A 19,865-nucleotide genomic window follows, 5' to 3' on the forward strand; every position below is an offset into this window, starting at 1 on the left:
ATCCTTGATTCATTGCAGTGATTTCTTTTAAATGTGATATACATCTATCAATTGATGTACGTAGTCATTTTTAAGAACAACATACTTATCCAGGATCTTAGGAGTCTCACCACTCATATCAATCTTATATTTAGAGAAGCCCCAGTAACTATTTGTTTGATTATATCTGAATGACTTATTCAACCAGTTAAACCTCACTAGCACCACTCCCTTATCCTGTTCTAAAATCTCAATATTCGAGAGATTATGTGATGTTCTAGTGTCAGGAATCGTTGCCGCTGATCTTTCAGTTTCAATACGGAAAACACGATCTTCTAATCCTCCACGATCAGGGTAATAGATTAATGAGATCTCTCGTTGAGGATCTGTAACTAATTCACCATCATCATCCCAACTTGGCATCCAAAAAGGACAGTTTTCATCGTAACAATCCAGCCACTCTTCCCATTTTTTTTCATCGAGTAGTCTCGCTTCGCGATATAAAAACTGACGAACATTTTCAATATTAATATTTCCACTTTCCATGTTATGTTCCTTTATTCACACTTTTATCTCTATTTGAGAATTCTTGATATTGATGGCAGCCTTTAAGACTCAGTACTATGCTCTTTACTCAAAGCATCTTTCATCACATCATGCCAATAGCGATGCTGGATAGTGTATAGACCCTCATCCTCAGTCTTAACTCCACTTAATATTGGCTTTAAGTTAATTGATTCAGCTGCTTCATCTGCACCCGTTATCCAGTGCTCAGAGCCTCGACACATATCATTCCATTCAAGATTAATACCGTTGTACCCTTCCTGACATGAACGGAACTCTTCTAAATCATCAGGTGTTGCCATGCCACTAACGTTAAAGAAATCTTCATATTGACGAATACGTCTTGAACGAGCCTCATCACTCTCACCTTTTGGAGCAATACACCAAATAGTTACTTCTGTCTTATCAACAGATAGCGGTCTAAGCATACGAATTTGAGAACTAAACTGATCCATTAAATAAACGTTAGGATATAAGCATAGATTTCGTGAACGCCCGATCATCCAGTCTGCCATCGCTTCGCCATACTGTTTAATATATTCATCTCGATAGATGTAATTAGGTCTATCTTGTGGATTTTCCCACTGAGTCCATAAAAGCATGTGTCCATTCTCAAATGAATAGAAACCACCTCCTTGACGTCCCCATTTCCCAGCGTTCATCGCCTTAATCTTGTCTTCTTTAACAGCTTCTTGCTCTTTACGACGAGCGGTCGTCGCTGCATAGTTCCAATGAACAGCGGAGACATGGTAGCCATCTGCACCATTTTCTGCTTGTAGCTTCCAGTTTCCATCAAATGTATAAGTTGATGTACCTCTTAGTACTTCAAGCCCTTCTTCAGATTGGTTGACAATGATATCTATAATCTTTGCAGCTTCACCCAACCACTCTTCAATTGGTTGAACATCATCATTTAAACTTGCAAATAAAAAGCCTTTATAGTTAGCAAGCTTCACCTTCTTAAGATCATGAGAGCCTTCTTTATTAAAGCACTCTGGATATCCTGCATTTCTTGGATCTTTTACTTTTAATAGCTTACCTGAGTTATTAAACGTCCAACCGTGGAAAGGACAAGTATATGTAGCCTTGTTACCTTTTTTATGGCGACATAACTGAGCACCTCTATGAGAGCACGCATTAATCATACAATTCAGTTCACCATCTTTATTCCTTGCAACGATGACAGGCTGTCTGCCAATATAAGAAGTGTAATAATCATTATTGTTAGGAATTTGACTTTCGTGTGCTAGATAAACCCAGTTGCCTTCGAAAATATGCTTCATTTCTAGCTCAAACAGCTCTTCATTCGTAAAAGCACTACGATGCAGGCGATAAATTCCTGATTCATGATCTTCAACTAGGAAGTCATCAATACTGATTTCTGATCCTTCAGGGACAATATTAATACGCTGTTGCATAATCTAATTCCTTTGTTATGGCTGCCAAAAGCTAATGTTAGGTAGCTTCAGGACAAACTTTTAAATTACTAAAATAGTTAAGAGAGTCATATATCTCTAAAGCCTAATAACCTTTAGCTATCAGGCTTTTTACATTTCTTGAATAACTTGTAAATTATAGTTGTGCGCGACGACGCTCAACTTCAGAACCTTGTACTGGCTTATCGATGTCTTTAACTAAGTGAAAGTCAAAGTCAATACTAGCGTATGCTTTATCTAAGCCCTTTTCTTTCAGTTGAGCAGCATCGTCTACCATCTTCACTTCTGGTACTAGACCTTCTCGACTAGCAAAAGCAAAGTCATCCCATAAATACTCATCACCATCGATATTAATTTGAGTAGTTACTTTTCTGTATCCTTCCGCACTAGCAAAGAAATGGATATGCGCTGGGCGATGACCATGGCGCCCTAAAGCGTCTAACAGCTTTTTAACCATGCCATCATCTGGCACTGAATATCCAAGCGGGACAATACTGCGGAAGCCATAATTGCCATTCTCATCGGTTATGATCGTGCGGCGTAAATTAAACTCTGATTGTGACTCATCAAAGAAAGAGTAGTTACCTAGACTATTCGCATGCCAAACCTCTACTTGAGCATTTGGAATTGGCTTGCCTGCTTCGTCATATACAGTACCTTGCATAAACAGTACAGTCCCATTCTCAAGATCTGTGCCGTCATCTAGTCGAGCAAATCCTTTTTCTACTGGTGCGCCCGCAACATATAGCGGACCTTCAATAGTTCGGACTGTTCCTCCATCAAGCCCTGCAGCCTGTAGGTCTTCTTCAATCATCAAGTCCATAAAATGATCTAAGCCTAAGCCTGGTGATAGTAGACCTGCCTCTTTACCAAGATCAGCAAAGTACTCAACCCCAGCCCAATACTCATCAGCCGTGATATGTAGATCATTAATGGCTTGCATAAGGTCTGTTAATAAACGCAAGGTAATCTCTTGTACACGAGGATTGACCTTTTCCGGATAGTCAATTTTTCCTTTGATAAATTTTTCAGCTAACTGTTCAATTTGTTTACGTTCCATGTCTACTTCTCCTTGTTAAGTTGCCAGGCTATTTCAATTTAATTCTCATAGCCAAGTACTGTTGTTAAGTAAATATTTATTAAATTTTGGCAATACTAAGCCCTTGGCTATAAGTACACCAATTTTTAGTAAAAGAGTTGGGTTGTTTGATTCATACTTAGAGCTTTCTATGAACTCCAGTATTTATCTAGCTATCATCTTCTCGAATTGATGATGGGTGACGTAATAAGGGTGTGACCTCTACTTTCATGAAAGGGTATAAAGGCAAGGACATCATAATTTCATGTAGCTCTTGGTTACTTTCAACATCAAAAATACTAAAGTTCGAATACTCTCCAGCTAAGCGCCAAATATGTCTCCACTTACCTTGTTGCTGCAGTTTTTGAGAAATAGCCTTTTCTTCTGCCTTAAGTTTATCCACTACAGCTGGATCCATCGTTGTAGGAATAAGTACATCCATGCGTACGTGAAATAACATTACGATCTCCTTTTCATTAATCTATTTTTTGATGGTTTGGTTCCTATAATTAAAAGTGTTACTAGGCTATATTTTTGACTCCTTAGCCAATAGATATACTTTTTCTTTATCTACTTCTATTCCTAGACCTGGCTTATTAGGAATAACCAGTCCAAAATCTTTATACTCTAAAGGTTGTTTTAGGATTGTATCTGTTAATAATAGTGGCCCAAACAGCTCTGTATCATAAGCTAAGGTTGGAAATGTTGAAAAAGCATGCGCAGAAGCAATGGTTCCAATAGGCCCCTCCAACATCGTTCCACCGTATAGATCTACTCCTGCTAATGCAGCAATTTTTCCAATCAAACAAGCGTTAGTTAATCCTCCTGCTTGATTGATCTTAACCGCAAATACATCAGCGCAGTGCTCAGCTGCTAACCAAAAAGCATTTTGAGGGTCTTGAACAATTTCATCTGCCATAATCGCTACATTAAACCGGTCTGTAAGACGCTTTAACCCAGCTTTGTTTCTTTGGCTTATTGGCTGTTCAATAAGAGCAACCCCTCCTTCTTGAAGTCTTGATATGCCATCTAGGCACTGTAACTCAGTCCAAGCCTGGTTAATGTCCACAATAACTCGATATTCACCTAGAGCTTTTTTAATCTCTAAAACGTGTGCAACATCTTGGTCAACTGAGTTAGACCCTATCTTAAGCTTGAAAATTCTGTGCTTTCTTTCATTAATTACTCTTTTAGCTTCAGCAATATCTGTCTCAGTATCTCCACTTGCAAGAGTCCATGCTACTTCAACTCTGTCTCTTACTCGGCCACCTAATAGCTCACTGATCGGTAGTCCTAAGCGCTTACCTTGAATATCTAACAAAGCCGTTTCTACAGCAGACTTTGCAAAACGGTTACCATGAATATTTTTATTGAGTAATTTCATAGCTTCTGCTACGTTTGAAGGTTGCTCTTGCAAGAGTAGTGGCGTGAAGTAGGCATCTATATTAGTTTTAATACTATGAGGACTTTCTTCAGCATAACTAAGCCCACCAATAGTTGTTGCCTCCCCCCAACCTTCTAGGCCATCATTAGTTTCAATATGGACTAAAACCAAAACCTGCTCATTCATTACAGTGCAAGATAGCTTATGAGCTCGGATAGTTGGTACGGGTACTAATAAGGTATTGATAGATTTGATATTCACTACGGCATCCTTGTAGCTTGTATGGTGTCATGTGATTTCCTTGACTTGCATATACTATATTTAGTATCTGTCTTATTGTCTAAGACTTAATTTAGTAGCTAACTATACCTTTTTGGTATATCTATTATAAAATACCACTAAAACTCATCAGGACTATATAGATGGAACTACGACATTTAAGATATTTTGTTGCTGTTGCTGAGTGTAAAAGCTTTAATGCAGCGGCGAAAAGGCTTTTTATTTCACAACCACCGCTGAGCCGACAAATCAAACAGCTTGAAGATGAAATGGGTATAGAGCTTATAAACCGTAATCAGCGACCTTTACAACTGACAGAAGCTGGTGAATTTTTCTATGAGCATGCTGTTCAAATCTTATCTAAAGCTGATAATCTCAAGAACATGACTTTGCGTATGGCAAGCTTTGATGACACAATATCAATAGGATTTGTTTCTTCAATTCTTTCAGGGTTTTTACCCAGAATCATTGCTTCTTTTAGAGAAACTCATCCTAATGTTAAAGTAAAGCTGCATGATCTTAATTCTTTTGAACAAACTGAAGCGTTAAAAGAAGGTAGAATTGATGTTGGTTATGGAAGGTTAAGGCTCGAAGACACTTCAGTTAGAAGAATTGTGTTACGTGAAGAAAAACTAGTAGCTGCTATTCCTATTACTCATCACTTAGCGAACAATCCTGATAGAAAGCTTGAGCTATTAGAGCTCGTTAATGATGATCTATTACTATACCCCAGAAGACCACGACCTAGCTTTCTGGATCAGGTTCTAGAACTATTTGAGCAAAGAAATATACATCCAAAGTCTTATCAAGAAGTTAGGGAGTTGCAAGTTGTTTTAGGTCTAGTTGCAGCTGGAGAAGGGATAAGCATAGTTCCTGAAACAGTGAGCCATGTTCGAAGCAATGAGATTGTATATATGTCTTTTTCAGATGAAGAAATTACCTCCCCTATCATTATGAATATCCGTAATTTTGATAAGTCAGACTTACTCTCAACATTACTCAAAGTTACCTATGAAAACTATGACAAATTTGGATTTTCTTATAAAAAGCAATATCTTTAGTATATTAGAGACCAAATATACCTGCTCATAATATACCCATTGAGTTTACAAGCTACTATCAGATTATAATCCAGCTTTGATGAGCTTTTTAGATGAGACTAGCTAGCCCATAGAATACTGGCTTTAATTATCCGCCAAAGTATTAAGTATGCCGCACGATTCGGCTCGTGACTCCGTTGTACATTTTTGACGTAGCTCTGTTAAATGCTGCCTTAGTTGATTTAGCTGTGCAATCTGCTGCTCAACCGCAAGGATATGCTTATCTAATAAGTTATTTACCTCACTGCATTCCTTATTTGGCGCATCCCAATATCCAAGCAGGGTTCTTACTTCCTCTAATGTCATATCAAGTGTGCGGCAACGAAGTATAAAGTTCAGCCTTTCCACATGACTGTCATTATATAAACGGTAGTTGGACTGACTTCGAAATGGCTCTGGTAAAAGCCCCTCTTTTTCATAATAACGAATCGTCTCTACCGTCGCACCTGTCTTTTCTGAAAGAACACCAATTCTTATTGGTTCAGGTTTTATTGACTCAGCACTTACCATGACCACTCTCCTCATTTATAACTAACAACAATGGCCTTGACCCTATAGCCACTTCAGGGTTCATAATATCATTAATTATAGGGGAGTATTGTATGCAATATCATGTTGATGGTATGGACTGTGCTAGCTGTGTCGGTAAAATTGAATCTGCATTGAGCCGTATGTCTGGCGTGTCTGATGTTAAGTTAAACTTTGCTACTAGAAAGCTTGATTTAACCTTAGACCCTGAGTCTAAAACAACAGCCAAAGATGTCGAAAAAACAATTAAAAGCTTAGGCTTTGACATCACTGAAGTTTCAGAGTCGCACGATGCCTCTAGTATGTCTGACGACTCACTAGAAGCTCAGCACTGGTGGCAGTCTAAAAAAGGAAAGCAGGTGGTTGTTCTCGGTACTTTGATGAGTGCTGCCTACGTGTTTTCACTTATCTTCCCAAGCTATGGTACTTGGGTTTTTGCGCTTGCCGTTATTATGGGCGTTACTCCCTTTGTCCGCACAGCATGGGCATTAGCTAGGACAGGCACACCTTTTTCAATTGAAATGTTAATGTCAGTGGCTGCTATTGGCGCCCTGATTATTGGTGAAGCAGAAGAAGCCGCCGCCGTTGTCTTTTTATTCTCTGTGGGTGAGCTGTTTGAAAGTGTGGCAGCAGATCGCGCTCGTGCCGGCATCAAGGCGTTAACGAATCTAATCCCTAAAAATGCCATTAGAATTGATTCAGAAGGCAGACAGCATGAAGTTGCTGCCTCATCCCTAAAGGTGAATGACCTTATCTTGATACGTCCTGGCGACAGAGTATCCGCTGATGGTGAAATCACGCAGGGTGAATCAAGCATTGACGACTCCCCTATTACGGGTGAATCAGTGCCTATTCATAAAACAGTTGGCGATACAGTATTTGCAGGCTCTGTAAACCTTGATGGTGTCATTCAGGTTAAAGTTGAGAAAGCTGCTAAGGACAATACCATCTCGCGCATCATTGAGCTTGTCGAACAGGCTCAAGCCTCTAAAGCGCCAACAGCTCGTTTCATTGAGAAGTTTAGCCAGTACTACACCCCTATCGTCATGGGCATCGCTGCTCTAATCATTATTGCTCCGCCATTATTTATGGGCGGGGAATGGATGACCTGGCTGTACCGTGGTCTTGCTCTATTACTTATTGCCTGTCCCTGTGCGCTGGTACTGTCTACTCCAGCAGCTATTGCTTCAGGACTTGCTGTGGGTGCTCGGCGCGGTTTACTGATTAAGGGCGGCAGTGCTCTAGAAGTTATTGGTCAAGTCGATACCATTGCCTTTGATAAGACAGGCACTCTAACCGAAGGCGAGCCTAAGGTCACCAACGTTGTTGGATTGACTGAACGATATTTAAGCACTGAGGGCAAGCGTGAGCTACTTGGATTATTTGCTGCTGTTGAATATGGGTCAAGCCATCCCCTAGCCAAAGCTATTGTCGATCATGCAAAGACCTCTAATGTCGCTATACCCGCTGCTTCAAACTCATACGCAACTGCCGGTAAAGCGGTCCATGCAACGGTAAACCAGAACACTCTCGCTATCGGCTCTCCTGTTTATGCTGCTGACGAGACCGTTATTTCTGCATCACAGCAAGCACAGATTGAAACACTCCAAAATGAAGGTAAGACCGTTTCTGTTTTAATTGATGAAGGTAGCCATGAAGTATTGGGGCTAGTTGCCTTACGTGATGAGCTACGAGCAGACTCTAAAACCGCAATAGCCGAACTTAAAACATTAGGAATACGCTCTGTCATGCTAACAGGTGACAATAAGCTTACCGCTAAAGCACTGGCAAGTGATTTACAAGTAGATTGGGAAGCCGAACTATTGCCAGAAGATAAGCTTGACCTGCTTAGTCGTATGAGAAGCAATAATAAAATAGCCATGGTTGGCGATGGAATTAATGATGCCCCTGCTCTGGCAACTGCTGATGTTGGTATTGCAATGGGTGGTGGTACAGATGTCGCGATGGAAACTGCAGACATTGCACTACTAAAAAGTCGTGTTATCGATGTCGTTCATCTAATAAAGCTTTCACGAGCGACTATGAGAAACATCCATCAAAACGTTGTGTTTGCGCTAGGCTTAAAAGGTGTGTTTTTGATTACGACCATATTCGGTATCACAGGATTATGGATCGCTGTTTTGGCCGATACAGGGGCTACGGTTTTGGTAACTCTTAATGCGTTGCGCCTACTTAGGTTTAAGGGCTCGGATGAGTAAATGAAACATAAGCAGGTCAAAAAAACCTCTTATAAAAACCAAAAAAACTGCGTTGCCTTTATAGTAAAAGACAACGCAATTTCATAACAATTAGAGCTTTATTTATCAAAAATTAATTTAATTTACTTCTGGCTTTTTAAGTACTCTAACATAGTATCTGCATCTGACACTCCAAACGGGTCAGTTGGACAGTTGTCGTCGAAACCAGGCTCGCTAAATAATTTTTTGATTTCTTTATTATCGACATACATCGAATAACGCCATGAGCGCATACCGAAGCCAAGGTTGCTTTTATCAACTAACATCCCCATTTTACGAGTGAACTCACCGTTACCGTCAGGAAGTAAGAATACGTTTTCACGGCCTTGTTTTAAGCCCCACTGGTACATAACAAAGGCATCGTTAACAGAAACACAAACAACTTCATCAACACCTAACGCTTTAAACTCATTGTAAAGCTCTTCATAGCGAGGTAAGTGACTGGTTGAACAGGTTGGTGTAAAGGCACCAGGTAGTGAGAACACAACTACTTTTTTATTGGCAAATAACTCATCTGTGGTTAGATCATACCATTTGAATGGGTTTTCACCACCGATAGATTCGTCACGAACACGAGTTTTAAAAGTTACATCAGGTACATGGGTAATCATTTTTTTCTCCGAGTTAGGTTATTGTGTTTTTGTACTCTACTTTTTTCAGATATATATTAACAGCTATACCAATCCTTGTTCAAATCTTTAAGAGCCCATCCCAGATTCTGTGTAACTGCAAGCTTGTCATAACTATACTGGCGATATTGATGAAGCCGGTGCTAGGTATGGTTATAACGTAAAAGATTAGTTAGTCCAAAAAACAACAACCCATTACTGCAAAAGAGGAAACTGAGAAAGATTGGCATAAATGGCGGTAGCGACAAGCACAATTAGGACACTAAACCACACAAAATAAACCCGAGAACTTGACCAAGTAACCTCCCAGTTAATTTTATCTTTTGCAGTGAGCCACTCCATCACGCTAATGGCTACCGTCAGCCATAAAGTTCCGACTAGGTAGCCGCCCATCACATCACTTAAATAGTGCTCGTTTAACACAATCCGGCTTAGACCAATCAAAACACATAAAAAAACAGTCAGTGCCACAATGCGTATTTGAGTAATAAACTGCTTACCAAAACGAACCGCTAAATAAGCAACAAAACCATATAACGCAATTGAAATTGTCGCGTGACCACTAGGAAATGAGTAGGTTTGCTCAAGCAGTAGAATGTCTAACGGTCTGTCTCGTTGAAACAACAATTTACTTAAGTAAGTAAATGCTGTACTGCCAATCGTAGCGATGAGCAGACCCACAATTAAGTAACGTTGAGCGATCATCCAACATAATATTGAGGTTAATAGTATGACTAACACAGTGGTCGGTGTAGACCCTAAGCTGGTAATTAAGATAAAAAAGTCGATGACCACAGAATCACTCAGCACACTCATCTGCTGCGAGACAAAGTGATCTATCGCCACGATAGAGTCTGAGATAACCACATCTTCGACCAGTCCGATAAATAGCGATAATACATAGCCCATCACCAAAACTAGGGCGGTTAGCGGCAGTCCATAAAAATGCTCAATATGCAGTCGCTGCCAGAAGAAGTGATATAGCTTAGGGTGGCTCACTTTAAATCTAGCCAGCCGCTGTTTTATCTCAAACCTTGTTGCTAACGCTCTACCGTACTCCAACAGACGTGCCTGCAGTTTATTCCCATATGCAATGGCTGAGTGCTGCAATATCCATAAAAACACCATGACGAATACAATCAAGCTTATTAACAAAGTCAGCTGCTGATTGTCTTGAATTAAGGTGAGCATGAGTAATAGGTTGCCTTTTTAGGTGCTTCTTTAGGTGTCTTTTTAGGGGCTTGTCGCTTGTATTTATCCATCCACTTTAGGGTAAAGTTAGTCTATTTCATATTAGCTTTTCGCTACTTTTTATCAAGTATTCTTTGATTGAAGTGATTAAATCTTCTTCATTTAGAGGTAGTGGCAGCTTCCTTTAAGCATAAATATAAATTAAAAAACCCCGCAAGCCTGACTTACGGGGTTTTTACTATCTACAAATTATACTTAATGCTTAGATTTAGATTACGCTTTGCATATCAACATCAATCATGAATACAGCATCAGTGCCATTTGTGATGTTATCCGCTCTCGTGTATTCAGCAAACTCATAAGTAACACCGTTGATTTCCTTGGTTTCCGTGTTGCCTGTCGCTTCCAACGAAGGAGAAGCAAGGCTTTTGTCTATAGAGTCGTCTGCATCACCGATTAGGTAGATTGATTTGCCATTGGAGTCGCTTCTACCTCCAAGATGGAAGGTATTGGCATCATCAGCACCGCCTTTACCCAAGTCGATAACTTCCATTTCCACTAGGTCACCGATTTTAATGTTATGACCACTACCTTCTATAACAAGCGTATCAAAGCCTGAACCACCATTGATAGTGCCACCGCCTTTACCGTCTTTAAGTGTCAGCACATCATCACCGCCACCTAAGTTAACAGTACCGCTAGTCATAGCAAGCAAGGTTAAACTGTCATCTGAAGCTGATAAGTTGATTGTACCGCCCTTCAAATCCAAGAACTGATTATCAGGATTGGTTTCAGTCAAGTTAACAACTTTATCCCCCTCGCCTACATTTAGCGTAACACCATTCATCAAACGAATGTCGATAGTATCAACAGCACCATCTTCATTGTTGTTCTTGTGACCTGTGTAAACAGTACCGCCTGAGAACTCACCGATAGTTATCGTATCGGCATTTGCACCAGGCTCTACCTCACCACCACTCATCTTAGCGATATGCACGTTATCAACACCATTACCACAGGGGTCAATCGCTTGATAGGACTCAATCTAAAATAAGTAGGTTTAGGATCACTTAGGTAGAGGTAGTTTAACGCTAATTTTAATCCAATTATCTTCAACTAAAGCTGTGACGGTGCCTCTATGTGCTTTTACAATCGATTTAACTATAGATAATCCAAGCCCCGTTCCCGAATACGAAGTGCCCTCTGCCTTGCTGTCTTGATCATTAGCCTGTCGATAAAAGCGCTCAAATAGCCGACTGGCCTCTTTTTGAGTCATAGGCTGTGCGGTTTGGTTTTCTATGACAATATTAAGCTGTGATTGATCCGTCACGCCTGCAGATATCTTAATTGTGCTGTCGTTTTTTGAATAATAAATGGCATTTGAAATTAAATTAGAAAACAGGCGCTGAAGCAGGCTCTTATCTCCTTTTATAACCGCAAACTCCCCCGACTTAACCAGATTAATGCCTCTATCATCAGCCAGCAACTCATAATACTCTATGAGCTGAGTGATCAAGCTTTCCATATCCACATCTTTTAGCTGCTCCTGACTAAGACCTTTTTGAGTTTTTGCCAGAAGCAGCATGTTATTAGTTACCTCCGACAAATGTTCTAGTGTTTCGTGTTGATGATGCAGCTGTTCGATATATTCACTAATCTGCCTAGGTTTACTTAACATGACCTGAGTTTGAGTGCTTAACGTGGCAATTGGGGTACGTAGCTCATGAGCAATATTGTCAGAATAGCGAGACAGTGACTCAAAGTTATCCTCAAGCTTACTCATCATAATATTATAAGACTCAGCAAGCGGACGCAGCTCGCTTGGCATATCCGCGACTGTAATCCGCTCACCCAGCTGCTCAGAGTTTATGGTTTTCATTTTTTGGATAAAAGTGGTTAACGGAGAGAATCCCCAGTAGACACTAAAGGCGGCGATAAACAGCAGCAGCAAAGTCATGGCCACTAAGATAACTTTGAGCTGCAAAGAGAACTGATGCAAGTAAAGATGATGCACATCAATCGGGAGTGCCAGTAAATAAATCTGGTTATTGCTTGTGATAATAACACTTCGATAAGGTCGATTATCTAGCTGTAATTCAAACTGCTTATCTCCATGCTCACTCATCAAATCAAGGATATTGATTGAATCTTTGCCATAACTTTCTAAATTAAAAGCGCGAAAATCACTTTGATTATCCCTAGCAGTTTGATTGCCAACAGCAATTTGACTATCACTAGCAATAGCTTGCCCATCTGATGTAAACCCAAATACTTGAACCCCATAACCTAATCCTTTTTTATTATTGTAAATAGGGTTCAGGTATTCCGAACTGTGCTCTATACCGTAGGTGGATTTACGTAGATTAAAAGCAGCGTGGGTTAACATCTCAGAATCCATCACTTCAAAGTGATCAGTTACTGAGCGCTTAATCCAAAAGTACACCGTAATCTGCGACAGCACCACAAATATGGTGAGTAATATGAGGGTACGCCAAAGTAAAGAGAGTCGAATATTCATAGTGCTAAGGCTTTTTAATTGATACTTTTATAATGGATACTTTTATAATATTAAGGGCTACTGATGCTTAAGCCCGCTTTCATCTTCAAGCTTATAACCCATACCTCGCACCGTGTGAATGAGTTTTGGCTCAAAATCTTCATCAATTTTTACTCTCAAACGTCGTATGGCCACATCAATGACATTGGTATCACTGTCAAAATTCATATCCCATACCTGTGAGGCAATAACCGAACGTGGTAACACCTCACCCTTACGCTCTAACATAAACTGCAATAAGGCAAACTCTTTTGAGGTCAGCTGAATGGCAGTATTGCCTCTATGCACAGTGCGTTTGGCAAGATCTAGTGTTAAGTCGGCTATTTTAAGTTGAGTGCTTAAATATTCTGATTGATTGGCCCGTCGTAGCAAGTTTTTAAGACGCACCACCAACTCTGCAAAGGCAAAAGGCTTGGTCAGATAATCATCACCACCAATCTCAATGCCTTTAATACGGTCTTCTAAATCATCTTTGGCGGTTAAAAATAGAACTGGGGTTGTTTGACCACTTTGGCGATAGTTTTTCACAATCTCAAAGCCGCTTATATCCGGTAGCATGACATCCATTATCACAACGTTATAATCTTCTGACATTAGCGCATGATAGCCATCTAGACCATTAACTTTGTGATCTACTAAAAACCCTGATTCGGTCAGACCTTTTTGAATGTATTCTCCGAGTTTTACCTCATCTTCTACCAACAAAACCTTCATTCACACCTCAAAATTGCTACTGAGTAATTATTATATTTAATGGGCTATTAGCTTTTGACTTCACCTGAGACCATACTAGATTAATATCGCCAGCTTGAACATCCCTAGTCTCAAGATGACAAATTTGTAATGTTTACGTCATGTTCATGTCATTTGCTAGGCGGTAATATGGGTATAAACCCCTCTCTTTATCTAATATTCTCTCTTTATCTAATATTAGAGCCAGTGCATACAATTAGAGCCCATAACCAGATAAAACGGTAGTTTAAGTATAAAGGTGCCCCTATGAAATCAAACCACTTTTTAAAAACTTTATCCTCTAAATCTTCTGCTTATTATATCTCACTGCATAAGCTTAGCAGTCCAATGACTAAAGGCTCCGCTCTTTTGGCTTTGGCCACCACTTTATCGGCTTGCGGCTCACCCAATCAAAGCCAAACCGCAGCGCTTGACTCTGCTACGGATTCAACCGCACAAGTTTCGCAGTCTTCAGGTACACAAGCGAATGCACCGCTTAATCAAACCCAGATAAATCAGCCTGCCTCTACTCTTCTACAAGGGGTTTCAGCCACAGTTTATAAAGACGCCAACTGCGGCTGCTGTACCGAGTGGATCAGCTATGCTGATAAAGCAGGACTGCAGTCTACTTATCAGCATCCACAAACCCTCTCTGCTGTGAAAGACAGATACGAGGTGCCTGAACAAATGCGCTCATGTCACACTACCGTAACTAGTGATGGCTTTGTCTTTGAGGGACATATTCCTGCTAAATTTATGGCACAGTTCCTAGAGAATCCGCCAAATGATGCAATCGGTCTGGCTGTACCCAGTATGCCTGTGGGTAGCCCAGGTATGGAATATGACGATAAATTCATGCCATATAAAGTTTTTCAATTAAATAAAGACGGCTCATATGACGTGTACGCTAGTGTAGATACACCTCAGCAGCAGTTATAACCCGTTTATTATTAAAATTAAGAGGTAGTCTCATGAACCATGACCATTCAAATAAAAATCATATTGTAAATAAGGCAAAAGCTGAGGGTATGGATAACGGTTCAGCTTCTGCCACACCAGCTTCTAATAAATACGATTTAGTCCCCGAAAACTACGAGGGGGTTGTTTATATCTGCCCAATGCACCCTGAGGTCAGAGACATTACCGAGAGTCGCTGTCCACTCTGTGATATGTTTTTGAAACCTCAAGAGGAAGTTGTAAACTCTGAACACTCTCATCATCACTGCCATCACCAGCACGATGAAAGTCATCCTGCCAGCACCACCCCTGACCCTAAGCAGATAAAAAACAGCCCCTATAATAAGATACCTGATGGCTATGAAGGGACTGTTTATACCTGCCCGATGCACCCTGAAGTTCGTGATATTAAAAACAGTGGTTGTCCAATATGTGGCATGGCACTTGAGCCTGAAACTATCACGCTAGAGGAAGAAGATACCACTGAACTTGATGACATGACCCGCCGCTTTTGGATATGTACGGTGCTGACTATCCCGCTATTTATCATCGCCATGGGTGACATGCTCGGTCTTGATATAAATGGCCTGATGAACCGTTATGGCATCTCAACTCAGTGGCTAAATATTATCCAGCTTATACTGGCAACCCCCGTGGTACTTTGGGGAGCCAAACCCTTCTTCGTCAGAGGTTGGCAGTCCCTTAAGACCATGAACCTTAATATGTTCACCTTGATTGCGATTGGTACGGGCGCTGCCTATCTATTTAGTATTGTGGCGACCTTCTTCCCTGATATCTTCCCGCCAAGCTTTAAGGATCACTCAGGTCAGGTGGGCGTCTATTTTGAAGCCGCTGCGGTGATTACCACCTTGGTACTGTTAGGACAAGTATTAGAACTAAGAGCTCGAAGTCAGACTTCAGGTGCCATTCGTGCCCTGCTTGAGCTTGCTCCGCCCACAGCCAGACGTGTCGATGAAGACGGACAAGAAATTGAGGTGTCACTTGAAGAGGTTAATACCGGAGACATTCTACGTATCAGACCTGGTGAAAAAGTGCCCGTTGATGGCCTAGTCATTGAAGGCGAAAGCCGCGTAGACGAATCCATGGTTACGGGTGAGCCTATGCCAGTAGCCAAAAAGAATGATGACAGCGTCACAGGCGGTACCGTTAATGGCACAGGGTCGCTGTTAATTAAAGCGGTGAACGTTGGCGACAATACGGTCTTATCAAAAATCGTAAAAATGGTCAGTGAGGCTCAGCGCAGCCAAGCTCCCATTCAAAAGCAGGTCGATAAGGTGTCTAGCTGGTTTGTGCCGACAGTCATTATCACCGCCGTTATCACCTTTATTGTGTGGGCGATATTTGGCCCAGACCCTGCCCTAGCATATGCTCTTGTCAATGCGATAGCGGTGCTTATCATTGCCTGCCCTTGTGCTTTAGGCCTAGCCACCCCCATGTCTATTATGGTCGGAACTGGCAAGGGCGCTCAAAACGGAGTGTTGATTAAAAACGCTGAAGTATTAGAGCGCATGGAGAAGGTAGATACCATCGTTGTTGATAAAACAGGCACCTTAACCGAAGGCAAACCTAAGCTAACTTCTATTGACGTAAGCTCAGGCTGGCAACCAAACGAAGTACTTGCCTTAGTCGCTGCCGTTGAGCAATCCAGTGAGCACCCTCTGGCTGAGGCCATTGTGGAAGCGGCCAAAGAGCGTAACCTTACTCTATCTGCTGTCAGCAACTTTGAGTCTGTTACCGGTGAAGGGGTAAAAGCGGTTGTCAATAATAAGCTGGTCGCCATTGGTAATGACAAGCTAATGAAGGGGCTAAATAGCTACGATCCTCAGCTGTCTGAGCAAGCCAATAAGCGACGCAGTGAGGGTGAAACGGTTATGTTTGTGGCCATCGATAATACGCCTGCCGGCCTTATTTCTGTCTCAGATCCGATTAAAGCCAGTACCAAAGAAGCCATTGATCGACTGCACAATGAAAACCTAAAAGTTATCATGCTTACCGGAGACAATGCGGTTACCGCCCAAGCAGTCGCTAGCCAGCTAAACATCGATGAGGTACAAGCAGACGTCTCACCAGAAGACAAGAACCGCATCGTAAAAGAGCTTCAACAGCAAGGACGTATCGTGGCCATGGCCGGTGACGGCATTAATGATGCGCCCGCCCTCGCCCAAGCCACGGTAGGTATTGCGATGGGTACAGGTACTGATGTGGCCATTGAAAGTGCTGGCATCACCTTGGTCAAAGGCGACTTAATGGGTATTACCAAAGCACATAAACTGAGCCAAGCTACTATGAAAAACATCAGACAAAACTTGTTTTTCGCTTTTGTTTATAACGCTTTAGGTATCCCTGTGGCAGCAGGCCTGCTCTACCCATTCTTTGGGCTATTGCTAAGTCCGATGATTGCCGCTGCAGCCATGAGTCTATCCTCTGTGTCAGTGATTTTTAACTCACTTAGATTACGCGGTTTAAAGTTATAAAAAAGCAGCCACTAAACCTCTACGCCAAAGAAACGGCCAATAAGTGAAGTTGCAATCATAGCCAGCGTGCCCCAAACCACTACTCGGGTCACTGCTGGCACGACTGGCGCACCCCCCAAGCGTGCTGAAGCAATGCCCAATAGCACCAGACCTGCTATGGTCAATCCCATTAAGGCATATACTAAATTAAAGGAAGGGAAAATAAATAAGCCTAAAATAGGAACCACCCCACCAATTATAAAGGCGATAGCAGAAGCTATGGCTGCTTCAAAAGGCTTAGCTTGAGCAATTTCTGTAACCCCAATCTCATCTCTAGCATGCGCACCCAAAGCATCTTTTTCAGTTAAAGCCACAGCCACTTGGTGAGCAAGATCGCTATCAAGCCCACGGCTTTCATAAATCCGAGTCAATTCTAGAAGCTCACGCTCAGGGTTATTATCTAGCTCATATTGCTCTTTGGCTAAATCGGCCGCTTCAGTATCTGCTTGAGAAGATACTGAGATATACTCCCCTGCCGCCATCGAAAACGCACCGGCGGTTAATGCGGCCAAACCGGTAAGCAACAGAGTTTGGCTACTTTGGTTGGCAGCCGCTACCCCGACCAAAAGACTTGCGGTAGATATAAGACCGTCGTTGGCACCTAACACAGCCGCTCGAAGCCAGTTATTACGTTCACTTAAGTGCTTTTCTTCATGTATCGACCTTGGCATGTCGCCTCCTGAATTTACGCTACATTAGCGCTCAACTCACCCATTTTTTATATTTTATTATCATAGAGTTAAGTTTCATTATAGCAGTGTAAAAAATAATAGCGTTACGCTCTAAGAACTTGTCAGTTTAAAAATTCTTTGCTAATCTTAAAGCAATGACAAAGAGGTAGCTTTTTTAGTCATTAGCTGTTAGCACCTTTTACTTAACAGTTATATTTCTTATTTTTATTTATCAAGTCTCATTTTCATTAAAGAGTCAATTAATTAACTTCATTAAGACAGTCTCTCCTTATGTAAAGGAGCGCTTTGACTGGCCTATTTTCGACTTCAAAAAATAGCTTTTTAGCTGTTTGATAAGTCCTATTTAGTGCATCTAAGTGGCTTTGTCTGCTGTTAATTCGATTGAAACTTAATAGAAACAAAACAAAAAAAGTGAGACGATGATGAATGACTATAGCTACGACGAAAAATTAGAAATTAGTGATTTTTTCGACGATACAGTTCCCACCTTCCCCTTTACAGTCCACGCCCCTCCCTTTTATAGAGTGGATGCAGATAACTTAATGAGTATAAAAACTCTGTGCAAGCACCTAGTAGACCCCTATTCCTACGAGGGTGAGATCTCGCCTGAACTCGATAGATTCTTAACCAATATAGCCACCACTAAGCCGTCGTCATACTGTGCTTTTGAGCATGACGTTATACAGAGTCAAGGGTATATTTCCTTGATGTATATCTATGATGCCTCTCGTGCCAGCTTAGAGGATACTTTAGTACAATATACAACTCAGTACTTGCTTATTAATGGCTACCTAGATAAACCTGCGGATATTGAGCACTTTTGTATCCTGCCAGTGATGATCACACCCCCAAGTATGGCTGAATATGAACGGGTGATTACTAACTGCTCGTATCGTTTCATAAAGACCATTAAACATGCCTATTTGCATAAGGTGGCGGTAGTGATTGATGACAAACAGCTGATATTTTCTTTATCTGAGATATTAACCTTAAGCTACTTTGGCTATGAAATTAATCCGCCGCCAGACGACCCAAGCAGAAAACGCTCTACGTCTTATATGGACGTTGATGAGTTTCTGAATGCCGTTGAAGTTTGGGGGCTTGAGCGGCTTATCCTGCCCGCCTTCGTATTTGAAGCCCCTACTAAGTGTTAGATGCCTTAAGGTTTAGTCCGCTATATTAACGGCTTTAACTGAATTTCCAGTATTAACTAACAGTATTGCCACTGCTACTGATACAAAAAGCCTCTCATATCGTATGAGAGGCTTTTTAAAATATTGAGCTGCTTAAAGTTATTAAAGGCTTATAACAAGCTGCTTACAAGCATCTTCCTTTAATCCATTTTCCTGCCATTTTTCCTCTAGCACATTGAACCTGCTCACCATACTGCACCCAATTCCAGGTTGCCGCTGACGTACCACCGTCTTCTAGTTGAAAGCTAACCCGATATCTAATAGCTCTAACACTATCGTTCATTAAACCTGATTGCTGCGCTATAACTACTGCGGTTTTGGCTTGATCGGTGTTAGGATAATAAAAAACTTGTACTAAATCATAGTCACCATCAATACTGAACGCCGGTTCATTAATTACCTCTAGTTTTTTTAGAGCACAATTAATTATTCCATCAGAGATAGGACAAGGTACTGACGCCATTGAAACGACTCTACCATTAATCAGAATCCTTTTAAAATTATCAGGGTTTGCAGCCTCTGATCGGTTAGGATACTGTGAGCTATTTTTCGCTTGTGCGGGAGCACTCAAGATCATTAGGCTTAGCAGTACAATGATAGCGGTCAATATGATTTGTAAATAACTGGCTGACTTCCTGTCTAAAGCAGCATTTGTATCAAAAGTTGACCTCCTCCCCCTCGCTAAACCGAGGGGATTCCTACAGCTAGACGGTCAAGCCCGACCGCGAGGATGTTCTTAGCAGCATTGATATCTCTATCATGCCATGTGCCACA

Annotated in this window: 18 protein-coding genes and 1 pseudogene; 5 read left to right on the forward strand and 14 right to left on the reverse strand. The window is 41.3% G+C overall.

Annotated features, from left to right (window positions below):
- Positions 1-27: 27 nt before the first annotated feature.
- The 5 genes from benB to A1019T_RS12155 form a co-directional block, all read right to left on the reverse strand.
- Positions 28-525 carry a benzoate 1,2-dioxygenase small subunit gene (benB, locus tag A1019T_RS12135; RefSeq protein ID WP_077451919.1) on the reverse strand — a complete coding sequence of 166 codons (498 nt, stop codon included), beginning with the start codon at positions 523-525 and terminating at the stop codon, positions 28-30.
- Positions 526-587: 62 nt separating this feature from the next.
- Entirely contained in the window at positions 588-1,961 is a 1,374-nt protein-coding gene (benA, locus tag A1019T_RS12140) for a benzoate 1,2-dioxygenase large subunit (protein WP_077451921.1), read from the reverse strand.
- 154 nt (positions 1,962-2,115) lie between these two features.
- Positions 2,116-3,039, reverse strand: coding sequence for a catechol 1,2-dioxygenase (gene catA / locus A1019T_RS12145; RefSeq protein ID WP_077451923.1), 924 nt, complete (start codon positions 3,037-3,039; stop codon positions 2,116-2,118).
- A gap of 187 nt (positions 3,040-3,226) precedes the next feature.
- Positions 3,227-3,517 (reverse strand): muconolactone Delta-isomerase, encoded by a 291-nt coding sequence (gene catC, locus A1019T_RS12150; RefSeq protein ID WP_077451924.1) that lies wholly within the window; start codon positions 3,515-3,517, stop codon positions 3,227-3,229.
- Between the two features lie 66 nt (positions 3,518-3,583).
- Positions 3,584-4,696 (reverse strand): muconate/chloromuconate family cycloisomerase, encoded by a 1,113-nt coding sequence (locus A1019T_RS12155; protein WP_077451945.1) that lies wholly within the window; start codon positions 4,694-4,696, stop codon positions 3,584-3,586.
- Positions 4,697-4,863: 167 nt separating this feature from the next.
- Between A1019T_RS12155 and A1019T_RS12160 the strand changes: the two genes are divergently transcribed.
- Complete coding sequence (locus A1019T_RS12160) at positions 4,864-5,781, forward strand: LysR family transcriptional regulator (RefSeq protein WP_077451926.1); 918 nt, start codon at positions 4,864-4,866, stop codon at positions 5,779-5,781.
- Between the two features lie 123 nt (positions 5,782-5,904).
- Here A1019T_RS12160 and cadR read toward each other — a convergent pair whose 3' ends face one another.
- A complete protein-coding gene (cadR, locus tag A1019T_RS12165) occupies positions 5,905-6,330 on the reverse strand; it encodes a Cd(II)/Pb(II)-responsive transcriptional regulator (protein ID WP_077451928.1) in 426 nt (141 codons plus the stop codon).
- Positions 6,331-6,422: 92 nt separating this feature from the next.
- Here cadR and A1019T_RS12170 point away from each other — a divergent pair, with 92 nt between their 5' ends.
- Positions 6,423-8,567: a heavy metal translocating P-type ATPase gene (locus A1019T_RS12170; RefSeq protein WP_077451930.1), complete on the forward strand. Its 2,145-nt coding sequence runs from the start codon at positions 6,423-6,425 to the stop codon at positions 8,565-8,567.
- Positions 8,568-8,689: 122 nt separating this feature from the next.
- Here the strand turns inward: A1019T_RS12170 and A1019T_RS12175 are convergent, their stop codons facing one another.
- The 5 genes from A1019T_RS12175 to A1019T_RS12195 form a co-directional block, all read right to left on the reverse strand.
- Positions 8,690-9,217 carry a peroxiredoxin gene (locus A1019T_RS12175; protein WP_077451932.1) on the reverse strand — a complete coding sequence of 176 codons (528 nt, stop codon included), beginning with the start codon at positions 9,215-9,217 and terminating at the stop codon, positions 8,690-8,692.
- 213 nt (positions 9,218-9,430) lie between these two features.
- On the reverse strand, positions 9,431-10,426 hold the full coding sequence (locus A1019T_RS12180) for a phosphatase PAP2 family protein (RefSeq protein WP_077451933.1): 996 nt from the start codon (positions 10,424-10,426) through the stop codon (positions 9,431-9,433).
- Positions 10,427-10,694: 268 nt separating this feature from the next.
- On the reverse strand, positions 10,695-11,423 hold the full coding sequence (locus tag A1019T_RS12185) for a hypothetical protein (RefSeq protein WP_143514143.1): 729 nt from the start codon (positions 11,421-11,423) through the stop codon (positions 10,695-10,697).
- A gap of 69 nt (positions 11,424-11,492) precedes the next feature.
- A complete protein-coding gene (locus A1019T_RS12190) occupies positions 11,493-12,944 on the reverse strand; it encodes a heavy metal sensor histidine kinase (protein ID WP_077451937.1) in 1,452 nt (483 codons plus the stop codon).
- Positions 12,945-13,001: 57 nt separating this feature from the next.
- Positions 13,002-13,697: a heavy metal response regulator transcription factor gene (locus A1019T_RS12195; protein WP_077447636.1), complete on the reverse strand. Its 696-nt coding sequence runs from the start codon at positions 13,695-13,697 to the stop codon at positions 13,002-13,004.
- Between the two features lie 366 nt (positions 13,698-14,063).
- Between A1019T_RS12195 and A1019T_RS12200 the strand changes: the two genes are divergently transcribed.
- Complete coding sequence (locus tag A1019T_RS12200) at positions 14,064-14,654, forward strand: DUF411 domain-containing protein (RefSeq protein WP_077447640.1); 591 nt, start codon at positions 14,064-14,066, stop codon at positions 14,652-14,654.
- 32 nt (positions 14,655-14,686) lie between these two features.
- Positions 14,687-17,167: a copper-transporting P-type ATPase gene (locus tag A1019T_RS12205; protein ID WP_425271963.1), complete on the forward strand. Its 2,481-nt coding sequence runs from the start codon at positions 14,687-14,689 to the stop codon at positions 17,165-17,167.
- A gap of 11 nt (positions 17,168-17,178) precedes the next feature.
- Here A1019T_RS12205 and A1019T_RS12210 read toward each other — a convergent pair whose 3' ends face one another.
- Entirely contained in the window at positions 17,179-17,877 is a 699-nt protein-coding gene (locus tag A1019T_RS12210) for a VIT1/CCC1 transporter family protein (protein WP_077447638.1), read from the reverse strand.
- 440 nt (positions 17,878-18,317) lie between these two features.
- On the opposite strand from A1019T_RS12210, the gene A1019T_RS12215 reads away from it, so the two are divergent.
- Complete coding sequence (locus A1019T_RS12215; protein ID WP_077451941.1) at positions 18,318-19,052, forward strand: hypothetical protein; 735 nt, start codon at positions 18,318-18,320, stop codon at positions 19,050-19,052.
- Positions 19,053-19,215: 163 nt separating this feature from the next.
- Here the strand turns inward: A1019T_RS12215 and A1019T_RS12220 are convergent, their stop codons facing one another.
- Both A1019T_RS12220 and A1019T_RS12225 read right to left on the reverse strand, forming a co-directional pair.
- Complete coding sequence (locus tag A1019T_RS12220; protein WP_143514145.1) at positions 19,216-19,662, reverse strand: hypothetical protein; 447 nt, start codon at positions 19,660-19,662, stop codon at positions 19,216-19,218.
- A 110-nt stretch (positions 19,663-19,772) separates the two neighbouring features.
- Positions 19,773-19,865, reverse strand: a pseudogene (locus A1019T_RS12225) (RNA-guided endonuclease TnpB family protein); the annotation flags it as partial.

The sequence above is a fragment of the Psychrobacter piechaudii genome (assembly GCF_900162825.1).
Taxonomy (GTDB): Bacteria; Pseudomonadota; Gammaproteobacteria; order Pseudomonadales; family Moraxellaceae; genus Psychrobacter; species Psychrobacter piechaudii.